Annotated in this window: 12 protein-coding genes and 1 pseudogene; 7 read left to right on the top strand and 6 right to left on the bottom strand. The window is 64.8% G+C overall.

Going from position 1 to position 17871, the window contains the following annotated elements:
• Positions 1-35: 35 nt before the first annotated feature.
• On the bottom strand, positions 36-1436 hold the full coding sequence (locus OKW30_RS01245) for an aspartate aminotransferase family protein (protein WP_429345760.1): 1401 nt from the start codon (positions 1434-1436) through the stop codon (positions 36-38).
• Positions 1437-1696: 260 nt separating this feature from the next.
• Positions 1697-2587, bottom strand: coding sequence for a GNAT family N-acetyltransferase (locus OKW30_RS01240; protein ID WP_184071912.1), 891 nt, complete (start codon positions 2585-2587; stop codon positions 1697-1699).
• A gap of 315 nt (positions 2588-2902) precedes the next feature.
• On the opposite strand from OKW30_RS01240, the gene OKW30_RS01235 reads away from it, so the two are divergent.
• The 6 genes from OKW30_RS01235 to OKW30_RS01210 all read left to right on the top strand — a co-directional run bounded on the left by OKW30_RS01235 (position 2903) and on the right by OKW30_RS01210 (position 9557).
• Positions 2903-4483, top strand: a complete 1581-nt coding sequence (locus tag OKW30_RS01235) for an ABC transporter substrate-binding protein (RefSeq protein ID WP_429345759.1) — start codon at positions 2903-2905, stop codon at positions 4481-4483.
• Between the two features lie 132 nt (positions 4484-4615).
• Entirely contained in the window at positions 4616-5569 is a 954-nt protein-coding gene (locus OKW30_RS01230) for an ABC transporter permease (protein ID WP_429345758.1), read from the top strand.
• Complete coding sequence (locus OKW30_RS01225) at positions 5566-6558, top strand: ABC transporter permease (protein WP_429345757.1); 993 nt, start codon at positions 5566-5568, stop codon at positions 6556-6558. Before OKW30_RS01230 ends, OKW30_RS01225 begins: the two co-directional genes overlap by 4 nt.
• The gene (locus tag OKW30_RS01220) at positions 6558-8513 is read left to right on the top strand and encodes an ABC transporter ATP-binding protein (RefSeq protein ID WP_429345756.1); all 1956 of its coding nucleotides are present in this window, start codon (positions 6558-6560) and stop codon (positions 8511-8513) included. The genes OKW30_RS01225 and OKW30_RS01220 overlap by 1 nt, the downstream gene beginning before the upstream one ends.
• 35 nt (positions 8514-8548) lie before the next feature.
• Positions 8549-8929, top strand: a complete 381-nt coding sequence (locus OKW30_RS01215) for a helix-turn-helix domain-containing protein (RefSeq protein ID WP_184071904.1) — start codon at positions 8549-8551, stop codon at positions 8927-8929.
• Positions 8930-9203: 274 nt separating this feature from the next.
• Positions 9204-9557 (top strand): DUF1428 domain-containing protein, encoded by a 354-nt coding sequence (locus OKW30_RS01210; protein ID WP_187630688.1) that lies wholly within the window; start codon positions 9204-9206, stop codon positions 9555-9557.
• An 83-nt stretch (positions 9558-9640) separates the two neighbouring features.
• On the opposite strand, the gene OKW30_RS01205 is transcribed toward OKW30_RS01210, so the two are convergent.
• From OKW30_RS01205 to OKW30_RS01195, 3 genes are all read right to left on the bottom strand, one after another.
• The gene (locus OKW30_RS01205) at positions 9641-13273 is read right to left on the bottom strand and encodes a hydantoinase B/oxoprolinase family protein (RefSeq protein WP_429345755.1); all 3633 of its coding nucleotides are present in this window, start codon (positions 13271-13273) and stop codon (positions 9641-9643) included.
• Between the two features lie 50 nt (positions 13274-13323).
• A complete protein-coding gene (locus tag OKW30_RS01200; protein ID WP_429345754.1) occupies positions 13324-14631 on the bottom strand; it encodes an MFS transporter in 1308 nt (435 codons plus the stop codon).
• Between the two features lie 149 nt (positions 14632-14780).
• Positions 14781-15581 (bottom strand): putative hydro-lyase, encoded by an 801-nt coding sequence (locus OKW30_RS01195; protein ID WP_429345753.1) that lies wholly within the window; start codon positions 15579-15581, stop codon positions 14781-14783.
• Between the two features lie 189 nt (positions 15582-15770).
• On the opposite strand from OKW30_RS01195, the gene OKW30_RS01190 reads away from it, so the two are divergent.
• Positions 15771-16703: a LysR family transcriptional regulator gene (locus OKW30_RS01190; protein ID WP_429345752.1), complete on the top strand. Its 933-nt coding sequence runs from the start codon at positions 15771-15773 to the stop codon at positions 16701-16703.
• 180 nt (positions 16704-16883) lie between these two features.
• On the opposite strand, the pseudogene OKW30_RS01185 reads toward OKW30_RS01190, so the two are convergent.
• A pseudogene (locus OKW30_RS01185) lies at positions 16884-17742 on the bottom strand (MBL fold metallo-hydrolase).
• Positions 17743-17871: the final 129 nt, after the last annotated feature.

Genomic DNA, 17871 nt, shown 5'->3' with positions numbered 1-17871 from the left:
GGTCAAGCAACGCGCAGGCCGATGTTATCACGCGCTCAGGCGGCCGCGCGGCTCGCGCCGCGCAATGCGGCACGCACCTCCGCCTGCTCGAGCACGTCGTCGAGCGTGCGCCGCAGACGGCCGAACAGTTGTTCGAACTCGGCCTCGCCGAAGCACAGCGCGGGCGCGAAACCGAGAATGCTATCGCCGAATGCGCGGAACACGAGGCGGTTGCGGTAGGCTGCGGCCGTGATCCGGTCCGGCAGCTTCAGCGACGGATCGAAGCGTGCCCGCGAGTTCTTGTCCGCGACCAGTTCCAGCGCGCCGAGCAGCCCGCGATGACGCGAGTCGCCCACCAGCGGATGATCGAGCAGCGCGTCGAGCCCGGCGGCAAAGCGCGGTGCCTGCGCGATGCCGTTCGCGAGCAGACCGCCCTCCTGATAGAGACGCAGTACTTCGAGCCCGATGGCGGCGCTTACCGGATGCGCGGAGTAGGTCTGACCGTGACCGACGACCGCGGTATCGCGCGCATCGCCTGCAATGCCCTGGTAGATTTCGTCGGACATCAGCACCGCGCCCATCGGCGCATAACCGGAGGTCAGCCCCTTCGCCACCGTCATCAGATCCGGCTCGACCTGTTCGGCCTCGCACGCGAAGAGCGGGCCGGTACGACCGAAGCCCGTGATGACCTCGTCGGCGACGAACAGGATGTCGAGGCGGCGGCACGCGTCGCGCATCGCCTTTAACCAGCCGACCGGCGGCACGATCACGCCGCCCGAACCCTGGATCGGCTCGCAGAAGAACGCGGCGACGTTCTCCGCCCCGAGTGACGCGACTTTCGCTTCGAGCGCGGCGACGGATGCGGCGATCAGCGCTTGCGCGTCACTGCCTTGCGGCTGACGGTACGCATACGGCGACGGCAGATGGTGCTGGTGCGGCAGCGGCAGGTCGAAGTTGCGGTGGAACGCGGGCAGCGCAGTGAGCCCCGCGCCGACCGACGACGATCCGTGATAGCCGCGTTCGAGCGCGATCATCTGCTTTTTCGCCGGGCGCCCCGTTGCATTGAAGTAATGCGTGATGAAGCGTATCGCGGAGTCGATCGCATCGGAGCCGCCGAGCGTGAAATAGACGTGCTGCAGCGAAGCGGGCGCAAGCGACACCAGTTTTTCGGCCAGTTCGATCGCGGGTTCCGACGAGAAGTGGAAGTAGGTGGTCGCGTAGGGCAGCTTCGTCATCTGACGCGTCGCCGCTTCGACGATGCTCTGCTGGCCGTAACCCACGTTCACGCACCACAGGCCCGCAAATGCGTCGAGCAGCTCGTTGCCGTCGATATCGCGCAGATACGCGCCCTGGCCGGATTCGAGTACGGTGGTGCCGCGCGCTTCGTGCGCGCGATAGTTGATGACCGGGTGAATCAGGTGCTTGCGGTCGGCGTCGATCAGCGATGAGTTTGACATGATGGTGGTTCCCCGCACGTGGCGATCAGGTAAGAGTCACCCCTCGATAGTAGCGACAGCCGTATGCGTGCCGTTCAGCCAAAAAAAAGCCTAAAGAGCGTCGACGCAGCGTTTTTCACCCCGCAGACAGCATTTTCTGCTGGGCGTGCTTAATAGCAGGGCGAACCCCAACGCTGCCGTGCATGAGCGGCCGTGTTTGCGTGTGGAAGAGAGATGCGCCGCGGTGCAGCGGGTTCAGGTTCAGCGTGGCTTCACCTGGCTCAGGTGAGCGACTGCGCGATCACCGCATACTGATGCAGCCCCGGGTCGGCGCGGCTCGACTCGCCATCGGCTGGCGCGGATGCAAGCCGGCGCATCTTCACGACCGTCTCCGAGCGTGCGAGACCGAGGCCGGTTAGCCACTCGCGCAGGCCGTGTCCGTGCGGCACGTCGATGCGCACCAGCGCGCCTTCGTTCAGCGCGAGCCAATGGCTGATCAGCGCCTTGGCCCGCACGGCGTCGGGAAACGCGCTGGCGACGACGGGGCCGATCACGAAGCCGCGCCCGAAGCGGCGGAACAGCGAGAAGCCGAGTAGTTCGCCGTCGCGATCGAGCGCGATACCGTCGGCCAGATCGAGCAGCGGCGGCAGTACGTGGCTGCGATCGAGGCCGCTAGCGCGTGATTCGAGCGCGACGAGTTGCTGCGCGTCGCTCGCTCCGAGCGGGCGCAGCCGCTCGTTGGCGGGCAGCGCAACGAGCGGCGGCCGGAACGCCGCACCCTGCATCTGGTCGAGGGCGCCGCAGCGCTCGAAGCCGAGCGCGTCGCACAACGGCTGGCCAGCCTCGGTCGCATAGAGCGTGATGTCACGCTTGCCAAGCTCGTCGAGCGCGTGCGCGAGCAACGTGCGGCCGATACCCACGCCGCGATGCTCCGGCGCGACGATCAGCATGCCCAGCGTCGCCTGATCCGCGCCGAACTTCCAGCAGACCACGGTGCCGACCAGCGCGCCCGCCGTCTCGGCGACGAAGCCGATCCCGGTGCGCGCCGAGAACCGCCAGTCTTCACGGCGATGCGGCCAGCCGATCGCGGCGGACAGGCGTTGAGCGGCAGGGATGTCGTCGGCTGTCAGGCGTCTGTAGGTGAAACGTGCGTGAGGCGTTGGATCGGACACGGGGCGCTCCGTGAATAGTCGGCCGTGCCGCGACTGTTGCACGTTGCCCGCTGATTGACTAGTACGAACTTCTCATCGTGGGGGGGCGTCCTGTCCAGAACATCAGGGTCAACGCCAGGAGCGGCAAATCATGCTGTTTTGACCACTCAAAACCATGTTTTCGAATGGTCGAATCCACCGATACGCGATCAACGCCATTTTTTGCAGTGCTTAAATCGGTTCATGCAATGCCAGCGCGCCGCGACCAGCACGCGGAGCGCCGTCGAACACCAATGCTGGATACCCCGCGTTCAATCACGAGTGAGGAGCAGTTGCATGTACGACGACCCAATCAAAACGGGCGGCTTCAGCCGCCGTGACATGATGCGTTTGCTGGCCGCCGGCGGCATCCTTGCCACCGGCGCGGGAGGTCTGCTGGCGGGGGCTCGCCCGGCATTCGCGGCACCCACGCCGAAGAAAGGCGGCAAGATCCGGGTGGCCTACGACGCATCCTCGACCGCGGATACGCTCGACCCGGCCAAGGGTTCGGCAGGATCCGATTACATCCGCTTCTTCATGTTCTATAGCGGCCTGACGCAGCTCGATTCGTCGCTGACGCCGAGGATGAATCTCGCCGAATCGATCGACACCAGCGACGCGAAAGTGTGGGTGATCAAACTGCGCAAAGGCGTCACGTTCCACGACGGCAAGCCACTCGCGCCCGCCGATGTCGTCTACTCGCTGATGCGTCACAAGAATCCGGCAACGGCGTCGAAGGTGAAGACGCTGGCCGATCAGTTCGTGGAGGCGAAGCAGACCGGTCCCAACGAAGTCACGCTGACGCTCGCGTCCGCCAACGCGGACCTGCCCGTGATTCTTGCCACGCCGCAATTCGTGATCATCAAGGACGGCACGACGGACTTCACGACGGCCGTCGGCACCGGCCCGTACAAGCTGAAGACGTTCAAGCCCGGCGTTTCGACCGTCGGCATCCGTAACGACAGTTTCTGGAAGACCGGCGGCGGCCCTTACCTCGACCAGATCGAGCTGATCGGTATCGGCGATAACGCGGCACGGGTGAATGCGCTGCTGTCCGGCGATGTTCACCTGATCAATTCCGTCGATCCGCGCGCGACGCAGCGCATTGCCGCGACGCCGGGCTACGAGGTGCGCGAGACCAGGTCGGGCCTCTATACCGATCTGATCATGCGCCGCGACAACCCGCTGACGGGCAACCCCGATTTCGTGCAGGGCATGAAGTATCTGTTCGACCGTGAGCAGATCCGCACCGCGGTATTTCGCGGTTATGCGGTGATCGGCAACGATCAGCCGATTCCGCCCGGACACCGCTACTTCGATGCGTCGCTGCCGCAGCGTCCCCACGACCCGGACAAGGCGAAGTTCCACTTCCAGAAAGCCGGAGCAATCGGTACGACGCTGCCGCCGATCTATGCGACCACCGATGCGAACGGCTCGATCGAGATGGGTGTGCTGCTGCAGCAGTCCGCCGCGAAGATCGGCGTGAACCTGGACATCAACCGCGTGCCGGCGGATGGTTACTGGTCGACGCACTGGATGAAGCATCCGCTCGGGTTCGGCAACGTCAATCCGCGCTCGAGCGCCGATGTGCTGTTCACGCAGTTCTTCAAGTCGGACGCCCCGTGGAACGAGTCGGGCTGGAACAACCCGAAGTTCGACCAGTTGCTGGCCGCGGCCCGCTCGGAAACCGACGATGCGAAACGCAAGCAGATGTACGGCGACATGCAGGTGCTGGTATCGGAGCAGGGCGGCATTGGCATCCCGACCTTCCTGAGCCTGCTCGATGCGAACGACAAGCACTTGCAAGGGCTCCAGCCCGTGCCTACCGGCGCGATGATGGGCTTCAACTTTGCCGAGTACGTGTGGTGGAACGCGTGACCCGCTGAAGCGCCCGGACGCGGCGGGTGGCCCCCGCCGCGCCGCTCGCGGCAGGCAGCCGCAGCGCGCCCGAGCGGCACGGCTCATGTATGACTCGCCGTGTCGCGCAGCCTAACCGAGGAGCTCATGCCCATGAACGGGAATATCGCCCAGTTGATCGGCCGGCGCGTCGCCGTCACTGCGCTGACGCTGCTGATTGTCTCGATCATCATCTTCGTGATCACCAACCTGTTGCCGGGCGATGCCGCGCAGGCCGCACTCGGCCAGTCGGCGACGGCGGATACGGTCGTGGCGCTGCGGCTGCAGTTCGGCCTCGACCAGCCGGCATACCTGCGGTACTTCCATTGGCTCGTTGGTCTGCTGCACGCGAACTTTGGCGTGTCGCTGTCGAGCAATCTGCCGGTGTCCGAGATGATCGAAGGGCGCCTGCCGAAGTCGCTGACCCTCGCGGCGATCACCACCGGGGTGTCGGTGCCGATCGCGGTGTCGGCGGGCATTCTCGCGGCAGTCAAGCGCGACTCGCTGATCGATCGGATCGTGAGCCTTGGTACGCTGTCGCTGGTCGCCACGCCCGAGTTTCTGATCGCGACGCTGGCGGTGCTGGTGCTGGCCGTCAAGCTGCACTGGCTGTCAGCGCTGTCGTACAGCGGTGAGATTGAGAGCCTGCACGACTTTCTGCGCGCGTACGCGATGCCGGTCGTCACGCTGTGCGCGGTCGTGATCGCGCAGATGGCCCGCATGACACGCGCCGCGGTGATCGAGCAACTCAGTTCTTCGTATGTGGAAATGGCGATGCTCAAGGGCGCGAGCCCCGCCCGCGTGGTACTGCGCCACGCACTGCCGAATGCGATCGGCCCGATCGCCAATGCAATCGCGCTGAGCCTGTCTTATCTGCTTGGCGGCGTGATCGTCGTCGAGACCATCTTCAACTACCCGGGCCTCGCCAGCCTGATGGTCGACGCGGTCAGCAACCGCGACTTCCCGCTCGTACAGGCCTGCACGCTGCTGTTCTGCCTCGGCTATCTGCTGCTCGTGCTGCTAGCCGACCTGTGCGCCATCATCTCGAACCCGAGGCTGCGGACATGACGATTCTTCGACCTTCTTCCGATGCGCCTCACCGGCTCGGTGCGCTCGAACCGGTGCAACGCAGCAGCATGATGCCGCAGGGCGCCGATCCCGCGCGGTCCTGGGGCGGCGGCGGAGGCCCGGCGCCTCGACCGGTGCGCCGTCGCAGCCTCGCGCAACGCATGAACCTGTCGACCGGCGGCTGGATCGGCCTGGCGATGGTCAGTTGCGCGTTGTTCGTCGCGGCGTTCGCACCGTGGCTCGCGCCGCATTCGGTCGGCGCGATCCTCACGCCTGACGTATTCGCGGGCTTCAGCGCGAAGCTGCCGCTCGGCTCCGACTACCTCGGTCGCGACATGTTGACCCGCATCATCTACGGGATGCGCCTGACGGTCGTGCTCGCGCTGGCGGCGGCGCTGCTCGCGGCGCTCACGGGGACCATGCTGGGACTGCTCGCGGCCGTGGCCGGCCGCCGGATCGACGAAACCATGAGCCGGCTGCTCGATGCGGTGACGTCGATTCCGTCGAAGATGTTCGCGCTGATGATCGTCGCCGCGTTCGGCTCGTCACTGCCGTTGCTGATCGTGACCGCGGCGATCAGCTACATGCCGGGCTCGTACCGGATCGCCCGCTCGCTGGCGGTCAATATCGGCACGCTCGAATACGTGCAGGTCGCGCGGGCGCGCGGCGAAAGCGCGCTCTACATCGCGTGCTTCGAGATGCTGCCGAACATGATTCATCCGATACTCGCCGACACCGGACTGCGCTTCACTTTCGTCGTGCTGCTATTGAGCAGCCTGAGCTTTCTCGGTCTCGGCGTGCAGCCGCCGTATGCCGATCTCGGTTCGCTGGTACGCGAGAACATCGCCGGCCTCGGTGAAGGCGTGCCGGTCGTGATCCTGCCCGCGATCGCAATCGCGATGCTCACGGTCGGCGTGAACCTGCTGATCGACGGACTGCCGTATCATGGCCGCCGCAAGGGCATGCCTGATGCCGATGGAGGCCACTGATGAAGGCACCCTTTTTCAGACGTGCTCACGCGGCCTTTGAGGCCATCTCGAGGACCGCGCCGCTACCGCCGTCGAATCTGGTCGAGGTACGGGGCCTGCGCGTGGTGGGAAGCCGGCCCGGCGAGCCGGATACGACGATCGTGCATGACATCGACTTCGAGATTGCGCGCGGCGAGGTGCTCGCATTGATCGGCGAGTCGGGCTCGGGCAAGACCACGATCGCACTGTCGCTGATGGGCCATGCACGCAGCGGCTGCCGCATCGCGGGCGGCGCGATCCGGGTGGGCGACACCGACGTGCTCGGGCTCTCGCCGAAAGCGCTCGCGGGATTGCGTGGCCGCAAGGTTGCCTACATCGCGCAAAGCGCGGCCGCTGCGTTCAACCCGGCGCGCCCGATCATGGACCAGGTGATCGAAAGCGCGCTGATTCACGGCACGCTCAGCAAGCGCGCCGCGCGGGCCAAAGCGGTCGAACTGTTCCGCGCGCTCGCGCTGCCGGAGCCGGAGACGATTGGCCGGCGCTACCCGCACCAGGTGTCGGGCGGCCAGTTGCAGCGGCTGATGGCGGCGATGGCGCTGATCACCGACCCCGAACTCGTGATCCTCGATGAACCGACCACGGCGCTCGACGTCACCACGCAGATCGACGTGCTGCAAGCGTTTCGCAGCGTGATCCGCCAATGCGGAATGACGGCTGTCTACGTATCGCATGATCTGGCGGTGGTCGCGCAGATGGCGGATCGCATCGTCGTGCTAAGCAATGGTGAAATCCGCGAAACGGGCCGCACCGAACAGATTCTGCATGCGCCGGCGCACCCGTATACGCAAAGCCTGATTGCTGCCGTGACGCCCGTCGCCCCGGTTGCCTGCGCCTCGGCGGCTCCCGACGCAGCCCAGCCGAACACGCCGCTGCTCGAACTGCGCGGTCTGACGGCCGGCTACGGCCGCACCGACGCGAAGGGCTGGCCGCACAAGGTCATTCTGCGCGACGTGGACCTCGTGATCGATCGTGGTCAGACGGTAGGCGTGATCGGCGAATCCGGTTCGGGCAAGACGACGCTCGCGAAGGTGATCGCCGGGCTCGTGCCGATGGCGCGCGGCAATCTGCTGCTCGACGGTGAGCCGCTCGCCGCCAACCTCAGCCGCCGCAGCCGCGAACAGTTTCGCTGTATCCAGATCGTGTTCCAGAACGCCGACACCGCGCTTAATCCGACGCACACCGTCGAGCGCACGCTGGCGCGTCCGCTGAAGTTCTATCACGGCATGAAGGGCGAGGCCGCGCGGCGCCGCGTCGCCGAACTGCTGGGCCTGGTGCGCCTGCCTGCCGAGCTGGCGCAGCGGCGCACCGGAGAGCTGTCGGGCGGGCAGAAACAGCGCGTGAATCTGGCGCGGGCGCTGGCCGCCGAACCCAAGTTGATCCTGTGCGACGAAGTCACGTCCGCGCTCGATACGGTGGTCGGCGCTGCCATTCTCGAGCTGCTGCGCGATCTGCAAAAGAAGCTCGGCGTGTCATATCTGTTCATCACGCACGACATCGCCAAGGTGCGTGCGATCAGCGACGACATCGTCGTGCTGTACGCGGGGCACCGCGTCGAGACGGGCAACCGCGACGCGTTGTCGGCGCCGCCGTATCACCCGTATTCGCATCTGCTCGTGTCGTCGGCGCCGGAGCTTCGCGCCGGCTGGCTCGAAGAAGCGGGCGAGCGTTGTCATCAGACGTTGCCGCCGATCGGTGAGTCGACCCGTGAGCCGGAGCTTTGCACATTTCTCGCGCGATGCCCGATGCGCATCGACGGTGTCTGCAATCGCACGTCGCCGAGCGTGCGCACGCTCGCGAGCGGCGCGCAGGTGCTGTGCCATCGCAGCGAAGCGGAACTGGAGCGATACCAGAGCGGGCCGCCCGACGGTGCTGCTGCGGCGAGCGTGCTCGCGCAGTCCGGCACGGTGCGGGTCTGATGCCGCTACGAAAACGTAGCGCGAGGGGATAGAACATGACCGGAGTCTTCTACGACTGCGCAGGCGACAGGACCGTGGCGATGTCGCGCGCGATCAGGCGGGCCGTGGCTTTTATCGAGAGTTCGTTCGCGCAGCCCGTCAGCCTCGCGACGCTCGCCGCCACCGCCGGGTTGAGTGTTTCGCGCTTCGCCACCCTGTTTCGCAAAGAGGTGGGTATTTCGCCTCATCGCTATGTGTGTCTGGTGCGAATTCAGCACGCTAAACGGCTATTGCGTGACGGCGTCCCGCCCTGTGAGGTCGCTGCCGAAGTCGGATTTTTCGATCAAAGTCACCTTGGCCGACACTTTCGGCGCGCGGTCGGCGTGACGCCGGGGCATTTCGTTGCTTCGCCAGAATCGGGCAGCGCATTCAGATGAAGCGAGGGCCGATGGAGATGAGCTGGACGCGTTGCAGTGGGGTAGGCGAAAGAGCTGCCTGGTTCAGAGATAGCGTGGGCAACCTGCTCGGCATCGGGCAACCGCTTAAGTCAGCAGGCCGACGCCATGCCTCGAAGAGCCGCAGGCTATCAGAGCAAAGGGACACGACTATTGTCGATTTTTTGACTCCCCGCTCGTCGTGCGTATGGGCGGCCGTGTTGCGATGCGCTGCCAACCGGCACCTACTGTGCGTGTGTAAACAAGGAGATTGCAAATGAATTACATCGATGGATTTGTTGTCCCCGTACCTACGGCCAACCGCGAAATTTACAGGCAGTTCGCCGAAAGAGCAGCGGCCGTCTTCAAGGAGTACGGTGCGTTGAAGGTGGTCGAGTGCTGGGGAGATGACGTGCCAGAGGGCAAGGTGACGTCGTTCCCAATGGCGATCAAGCGCAAGGATGATGAGACGGTGGTGTTCTCCTGGGTTGTCTGGCCGTCGCGTCAGTCGCGAGACGAAGGGATGAAAGCGGTGATGGCCGACCAACGGCTGCAACCGGAAAAAGATCCGATGCCTTTTGACGGTCAGCGGCTAATCTATGGCGGTTTCGAAGTGATCGTCGACGCGTGATGGCGTAAAAATATGGCGCCGGTTCGAGTGAGACGCGAGCCGACGCCGCTGTCCGGCATTGAACATCCGCAGTCCTTGAAGCGTTACGCTTCCCCGAAACCCCCGCCACCCGGCGTTTCCACCACGAACACGTCGCCCGCGGCCATCTCGACGCTCGCGATATGGCCCAATGCGACGATCTCGCCGTCCGCGCGCTCGACGCGATTGCTGCCCCGCCTTCCCGCGCGTCCACCTGCCGCGCCGAAAGGCGCGTGAATGCGGTTGTTCGAGAGAATCGACGCGGTCATCGGCGCGAGAAAGCGGATGCGCCGGATCGCGCCGTTACCGCCGCGCCAGCGTCCCGCGCCGCCCGACTCCGCGCGGATCAGGTGCGACTCGAGCCGCACGGGATAGCGCCATTCGAGCACTTCGGGATCGGTCAGGCGCGAGTTGGTCATGTGCGTCTGTACCGCGTCGACGCCGCAGAAGCCATCGCCCGCGCCGCTGCCGCCTGCGATCGTCTCGTAGTACTGGTAGCGCGCGTCGCCGAACGTGAAGTTGTTCATCGTGCCCTGACTGGACGCGACGATGCCCAGCGCACCATAGAGCGCATTTGTAATCGCGGACGATGTCTCCACGTTGCCCGAGACCACCGCTGCCGGATAAACCGGATTGAGCATCGAGCGGTCCGGGACGATCACCGAGAGGGGCTTCAGGCAACCCGCGTTGAGCGGGATGTCGTCGCCGACGAGCGTGCGGAACACGTACAGCACGGCTGCCATGCAGACCGCCTTCGGCGCGTTGAAGTTGTTCGGCAGTTGCACGGACGTTCCGCTGAAGTCCACGGTCGCGCTGCGCGTCGCAGCATCGACGCGAATCGCGACGTCGATCACCGCGCCGTTATCGAGTTCGTAACGGTACGCGCCGTCCTTGAGGGCGCCGATCACGCGACGCACCGCTTCTTCGGCATTGTCCTGCACGTGCTGCATGAAGGCGAGCACCACGTCGCGGCCGAATTGCGCGACCATGCGGCGCAGCTCGTCCACGCCCTTCTGGTTCGCTGCGATCTGCGCGCGCAAATCGGCCATGTTCTGTGCGACGTTGCGTGCCGGATAGCGGCCCGATGCGAGCAGCGCGCGTGTTTCGGCGTCGCGCAGCACGCCCGCTGAAACAAGCTGCCAGTTATCGACCAATACGCCTTCTTCTTCGATATGCGACGAAGCGGCTGGCATCGAACCGGGTGTGATTCCGCCGATATCCGCATGGTGGCCGCGCGAGCCGACGTAGAAGAGCGGCTCGGCCGAACCGTCTGCGAACACGGGCGTGATGACGGTCACGTCGGGCAAATGTGTGCCGCCGTGGTACGGGTCGTTGAGCATGAACACATCGCCGTCGCGCATCGCGCCGCGATTTCGCTCGATGACGGTCTTGATGCTCTCGCCCATCGATCCCAGATGCACGGGCATGTGCGGCGCGTTCGCAATCAGATTGCCCGCAGCATCGAAGATCGCGCACGAGAAGTCGAGGCGCTCCTTGATGTTCACCGAATACGCCGTGTTTTGCAGACGCAATCCCATCTGCTCGGCAATCGACATGAACAGATTGTTGAATATTTCGAGGCGCACGGGGTCGGCCTCCGTGCCGATCGAGCGGCGCGTGGGCAGCGGTTGCACGCGGGTCATCACCACGTTGCCTTGAACGGTCAGCACCGCCTGCCATCCCGGCTCGACCACGGTCGTGCCGTTCTTTTCGGCGATGATCGCCGGGCCGTCGAGCGTGTCGCCTGCGCACAGCGTTTCGCGCTGGTAGAGCGATGCGTCGTGCCAGCTACCGCTCGAATACATGCGCACAACCGACTGCGCATGGGGCGCGTCGCCTGCCGCACGCTGCGGCAGGCTGCCGGCATCGACTGGCGCGTCGGAACGGCCGATCGCTTCGACGCAAGCGAGTTCCGCGATGAGCGGCGTATCCGCCATCAGGAACGCGTAGCGTTGACGATAGGCCGCTTCGAAAGCGGCGCGCATTGCGTCGACGCTGCCCGCGGGCACTGCGAGCGATGAATCGGTGCCCTGATAGCGCAGATGGACACGTCGCTCAGTCGTGATACGCGCGGCGTCCACGCCCTGTTCGAGCAGGGCGCCGGTTGCATCGGCCGCGAGCGCATCGAGCGCGGCTTCCAGCGTCGCAAGCGATGAGTCGTCGAGCGAGATTTCGAGCGCTCGCTCGCGCATCGCCGTCTGATCCGCGAGACCCATGCCGTAAGCGGAGAGCACACCGGCAAGCGGATGCGCGAACACCCGCGTCATGCCGAGCGCGTCGGCCACACCGCACGCATGCTGGCCGCCCGCGCCGCCGAAAGTCGTCAGCACATACTGCGAGACGTCGTGGCCGCGTTGCACTGAAATTTTCTTGATCGCGTTAGCCATGCTGCCAATGGCGATCTCCAGGAAACCTTCAGCGAGCTCTTCTGGTGTGCGACGCTGACCCGTAGCCGCGAAGATTTCATCGGCGAGTGCCTGAAAGCGTTCAGCGACGACCTCGCGATCGAGCGACTCGTTCGCGTTCGGACCGAAGACGCGCGGGAAATAGTTGGGCTGAATCTTGCCGAGCATCACGTTGCAGTCGGTGACCGCGAGCGGGCCGCCGCGCCGGTACGCCGCCGGACCCGGATTGGCGCCCGCCGAGTCGGGGCCGACACGCAGCCGGGCGCCGTCGAAGCCGAGCACCGAGCCGCCACCTGCCGCCACGGTATGGATGCTCATCATCGGCGCGCGCATCCGCACGCCTGCCACCTGCGTTTCGAATACGCGCTCGAACTCGCCGTTGAAGTGCGAGACGTCCGTCGACGTGCCGCCCATGTCGAAGCCGATCACGCGCTCGAAGCCCGCTGCCTGTGCCGCGCGCACCATGCCGACGATACCGCCCGCCGGGCCGGAGAGAATCGCATCTTTGCCCTGAAATACATCGGCGCGTGTCAGTCCGCCGCTGCTTTGCATGAACTGCAGGTTCACGCCCGGCATTTCGCTGGCGACCTGATCCACATATCGGCGCAGGATGGGCGACAGATAGGCATCCACCACGGTCGTATCGCCGCGCGAGACCATCTTCATCAGCGGCGAGACTTCGTGGGAAACCGAGATCTGCGTGAAGCCGATTCGGCGCGCCAGATCCGCAAGCTCGCTTTCATGCGACGTGTGGCGATAACCGTGGATCAGCACGATTGCGAGCGCGCGGATGCCCTTGTGGTAGACCTCGCGCAGTGCGCGCTCCGCTGCCGCGTGATCGAGCGTCGCGACCACTTCGCCTTGCGCGCTCATGCGTTCGTCGATTTCCACCACGCTCTCATAGAGCGCTTCCGGCAACGCGATGTCGAGATCGAACAGGCGCGGGCGGTTCTGATACGCGATCCGCAACACATCGCGCAAGCCTCGCGTGGTGACGAGCGCTACCGGCTCGCCCTTGCGTTCGAGCAGCGCGTTGGTCGCGACCGTCGTGCCCATTTTTACCATCTCGACGTCGCGCGACGTAATGGGTTCTCCGGCTCGCAGGCCAAGCACATGGCGAATCCCGGCGACAGCCGCATCGCGATACTGCTCCGGGTGTTCGGAAAGCAGCTTGTGCGTGGTGAGCGTGCCATCCGGGCGGCGCGCGACGATATCGGTGAACGTGCCGCCGCGGTCGATCCAGAACTGCCAGCGGGACGGCGTGCAAACATCGGAGGCGTGATCGTGCTTCATGGTGTCGTGGTCGTGATGCGAAAGTGGTAGTGGTGTGCGCAAGATGAAAATCAGGCCGATTCGAGTTCGCGACCGCGCGTCTCGGGCAGCGTAAGCGCGGCGATGATCAGTACGCCATACGCGGCCACGGCGAAAATCCCGATGCTCGTGCCCAGGCCGAAGCGGCTCGACAGCACGCCGATCAGCACCGGAAACAGCGCCCCGATCGCGCGGCCGACGTTGTAGCAAAACCCCTGGCCCGAGCCGCGCACACGGGTCGGAAACAGTTCGGTGAGAAACGCGCCCATGCCGGAAAAAATGCCCGACGCGAAAAAGCCGAGCGGAAAGCCGAGCCACAGCATCGATGCATTCGTGAGCGGCAGCGAGGTATACGCGAAGGCAATCGCCATCGAGCCCAGCGCGAACAAAATGAAGTTCGGCTTGCGGCCGATGCGGTCCGTGAGCCACGCGCTGCACAGATAGCCCGCGTACGAGCCCGCGATGATCGTCGCCAGATAGCCGCCCGTGCCCATCACCGTGAGATGACGTTCGGTCTTGAGGAAAGTCGGCAGCCACGTCGTGATCGCGTAGTAGCCGCCCTGTGCGCCCGTCGTAAGCAGTGCGGCGCGCAGTGTCGTCGAAAGCAGCCTGGGAGAGAAGATCTCAGTGAAGCGCGGCGTGTCTTGAGTGTCGTACTGCTGAACCCTGGCCTGTTCGAATACTTCAGGTTCCTTCACATAGCGGCGGATCGCGAGCACGAGCAGGGCAGGCACGATTCCGATCAGGAACAATGCGCGCCACGCGATTTCAGGCGCCACCACGGAGAACAGCACCGCGTAGAGCAGGGCCGCCATGCCCCAGCCGAGCGCCCAGCCCGACTGCACGAGACCGACCGCCTTGCCGCGGTCGCGCGCGCGGATCACCTCGCCGATCAGCACCGCGCCCGCCGTCCACTCGCCGCCGAAGCCGAAGCCCATCAACGCGCGAGCCGCGAGCAACTGGCCGTAGTTCTGCGCGAGGCCGCATAGGCCGGTGAACACGGCGAACCACAAGACGGTGAGCTGCAACGTGCGCACACGGCCGATGCGATCGGAAAGAATGCCGGCAATCCAGCCGCCGAGCGCAGAGGACAGCAGCGTCAACGTGCCGATGAAGCCGGCGTCCGCGAGCGAGATGCCCCAGGTAGCGACGAGCGTCGGGATGACGAAGGAAAGCATCTGCGTGTCCATGCCGTCGAGCATGTAGCCGACCTTGCAACTCCAGAACGCGCGACGCGCGTGCGGACCGGCTTCGGCATACCAGGAAAGCTGCGGGCTTCCCGTTCCTGACTTCATGTCGGCGGCATCGTCGACGCTCGCCGTGAGTGTCTTGCTGTCCATCTGCTGCTCCTATGGATAGACGCATGGGAAACGATCGAAGCCACGCACGAACGTAGGGATGCGTCATTCCCTCCGGGCCGCGCGGCCCGATGGCTTCAAGGTGCTGTGAATCGCTTGTTGCACGACGGCGCGGCGCGCCGCCGGGACGGTCAGAAAATAGCCAGCGACGCGTTAGTGATATCCGTCATCAGCATGTGGCCCGGCGCGTGCGCAACCGCGAGCGGCAGCTTCGCGGCCATCAGTGCCGTTTGCGGCGTCACGCCGCAAGCCCAGTAGACAGGCAGTTCGCCCGCGCGGATCGTCACCGGTTCGCCGAACTCGGGGCGCGCGAGATCGACGATGCCGAGTTCCGCTGGATCGCCAATATGCACGGGCGCGCCATGCACGCCCGGAAAGCGGCTCGTGATCTGCACGGCACGGATCGCGTCGGCGCCGCGCAGCGGCCGCATCGACACGACGAGTTCGCCGCCGAACACGCCCGCCCGCTGGTTGGGGATGCTGGTGCGGTACATCGGCACGTTGCGGCCTTCTTCGACGTGGCGCAGGCCGATGCCTTCCTTCGCGAGCATGTGCTCGAACGAGAACGAACAGCCAATTGCAAATACGACGAAATCGTCCTGCCAGAGCGCTTCGATCGATTCGACGCGCTCGCTCAGGTTGCCGTCGCGATAGACGTTGTACGCGGGCACGTCGGTGCGGATGTCGATGTCGCGCCCGAGCATCGGCACGCGGAACTCGCCAGGCTCGCCCACGCCGAGCAGCGGACATGGCTTCGGATTCGCATGGCAAAAGCGCAGGAAATCGTGCGCGTGCGCAGCGGGCAGGATCGCGAGATTGGCTTGCGCGTAGTCGCCGCAATGGCCGGCCGTCGGGCCACGGAAGTCGCGGTGACGGACGGCCTGGCGGAATTCGGATGGAGTCATGGTGTTAGCGTGCTCTGGCGGTTGCATCGGATTGTCTGCGGTGGGCGATGCGTCTTGCCTACCGTCAGGCGAAGCATAGAAAAGAAGAAAATTTGACGCCAGCTAGTTTTCTTTGCGCCAGGTGAATAGAATTTCTTAACGGAATCGCGGGTTTTCCCGAGTCACGTTGAGATTTTTGGAGCGGTTTGCTCCCGTTGCATTGCCCACCTTTGACTGATGAATACGCGCTTCCTCGAAACCTTCGTCACGCTTGCCAAGCTGCGCAGTTTCCGCACTACGGCGACCGCGCTTCACGCCACGCCGGCGGCGATCTCGCAGCGCCTGAAGGCACTGGAAGACGAATTGCATACCGTGCTCGTCGATCGCGAGAGCCGCGATTTTCGGCTCACGCCGAACGGCGAATATCTGCTCGGCTACGCGAAGGCCGTGGTCGAGGCGACGCGCCAGTTGCAGGCCGCCGCGTCACATGAAGGCGCGATGCGCGGCAAGTTGCGACTCGGCGTGATCGAGACGGTCGTGCATAGCTGGCTTGCCGACTATCTGCGGCGGCTCTCGAAGGACTATCCGCAGCTCGAAGTGGAGCTTGCGGTGGACGTGAGCGTGGTGCTGCAGCGGCGTCTGATGGCGGGCGAACTCGATCTGATCGTTCGCGTGGAAGGCAGCGACGAGGAATCGATCGTCTGCGATGCGCTCGCGAACTATCCGGTGCACTGGATCGCGCGCGCGGGGCTGCTACCGTCTTCGCGCAGCGGACTCGCGAAACGCGTGCTGCGTCATCCGATCCTCACATTCGGGCGCGGGACGGCGCCTCATCGCGCGCTGGAGGACATCGTCAGCAAGCTCGCACTCGCCAACGGCGTGCCGCTCGCGGATACGCGCATTACGGGTTCACCATCGATTTCGGTGATCGTGCAACTCGTGCGCGATGGCTTCGGCGTGGCGGCAATTCCGCGTCTGTTCGTCGATGATCTGATCGCGCGAGGCGAGGTGGTCGAACTGCCGCTGCAGCCCTCGCCGCCGTCCATCGTGGTGTCGATGTCCCGACGCGCGGATGCGCCGCTTTTCGTGCACGGCGCAGCGAACGCGGCACGTGCGGCGTGTCATGAATACTGCGAGCAGGGAGACCGACGCTTGATCGAGCGGCTATAGAGCCCGGCTCTTGCGGACTTTGGAGGCGGCAAGCGACCCAAGAAGAGTCATTCGACCCCGCGCTCCAGATCGCTGACGACTTCGTCGATCCTGGTCGAGGCGATTGTTTGGCACGTGCGGTTCGAGTTCAAGCGTTTCCACGGAGGCAAGGACGACGCGTTTTAGCGAAAAACAGCGAATTCAGTCCTTTCGCATGCGTGCAACCAATGCGAGCAAGCGGGCATTCATTTCCTCAGCCTGCAAATGCGCGTGCCAACCGTGACCAGGAAGCAGCCATTCGAAGCGATACGCGGCCAACTTGCTGAGCGATTCGGTGAGCGCTGTCCACGAGTACCAGCACGCGTCCCTGAACGCGACGAGGTCCTGCTGGCGTGGGCTCCAGGCAAGCGAATCCCCCGAGAACAGCACGCGATCATCGAGCTGGTACACGACGCTACCCCGAGTGTGCCCGGGTACAGGGATCGCGCGCACGCCGGCCGCAATGTTCAGTGTTGAACCGTCGTCGAGCAGATCCGTCGCATATGGGGCGGCCGACACGTCCTCGCGGTGAATCCAGACGCGCGCGCCGAATTGACGCGCGTATTTGTCCGCGTCTGCGACGTCGTCACGATGCGACAGCAGAATGTGCGCAATACCGCCAGCGCCGTCAAACCATTTCACGAGTTCCGCCGCATAGCGCGGGGAGTCGATGAGCAGATTGCCTTCCGGACGCGCGGCAAAATAAGAATGTGCGCCAAACGACGACCGTGCGTTGAATCCACAGCGCCACACGCCCGATGTGATCTGCTGCGGAAAGATCGCTGCGTTAGGACGAGGCTGTTTCGTTTCGCTGCGTACCGACGCCGTAGGGCATACGCGGCACCGCACGCCAGGCATCAAGCTGCTCTTCCGGTGTGGCCGGCTGCCGAACGAAGACACTCTTGTCGTTGCGCTCGACAATCAGCCCAGGCGCGACGTGACGAGATGCACCGCAATTGATGCATGCAGTGTCGATGTACCACTCTCCTGAAGCAGAGTCGGCATTACGTATGGGCTTCATCTGATGCTCCCGGGCTGACGTGCGCATCCGCCGGCTCGACGCTCGCTGGCGTCTCGCGGTCGTTGGAGGGATTGTTACACGATCATTGATGTACAGGCGGAAACGGCTCGTTCGCCACGCCCTTGTCCC

The sequence above is a fragment of the Paraburkholderia sp. Clong3 genome (assembly GCF_050436485.1).
GTDB classification, from domain to species: domain Bacteria; phylum Pseudomonadota; class Gammaproteobacteria; order Burkholderiales; family Burkholderiaceae; genus Paraburkholderia; species Paraburkholderia tuberum.
Note: the sequence above shows the minus strand (reverse complement) of the source record. Positions and strands in the feature narration are given on the sequence as shown.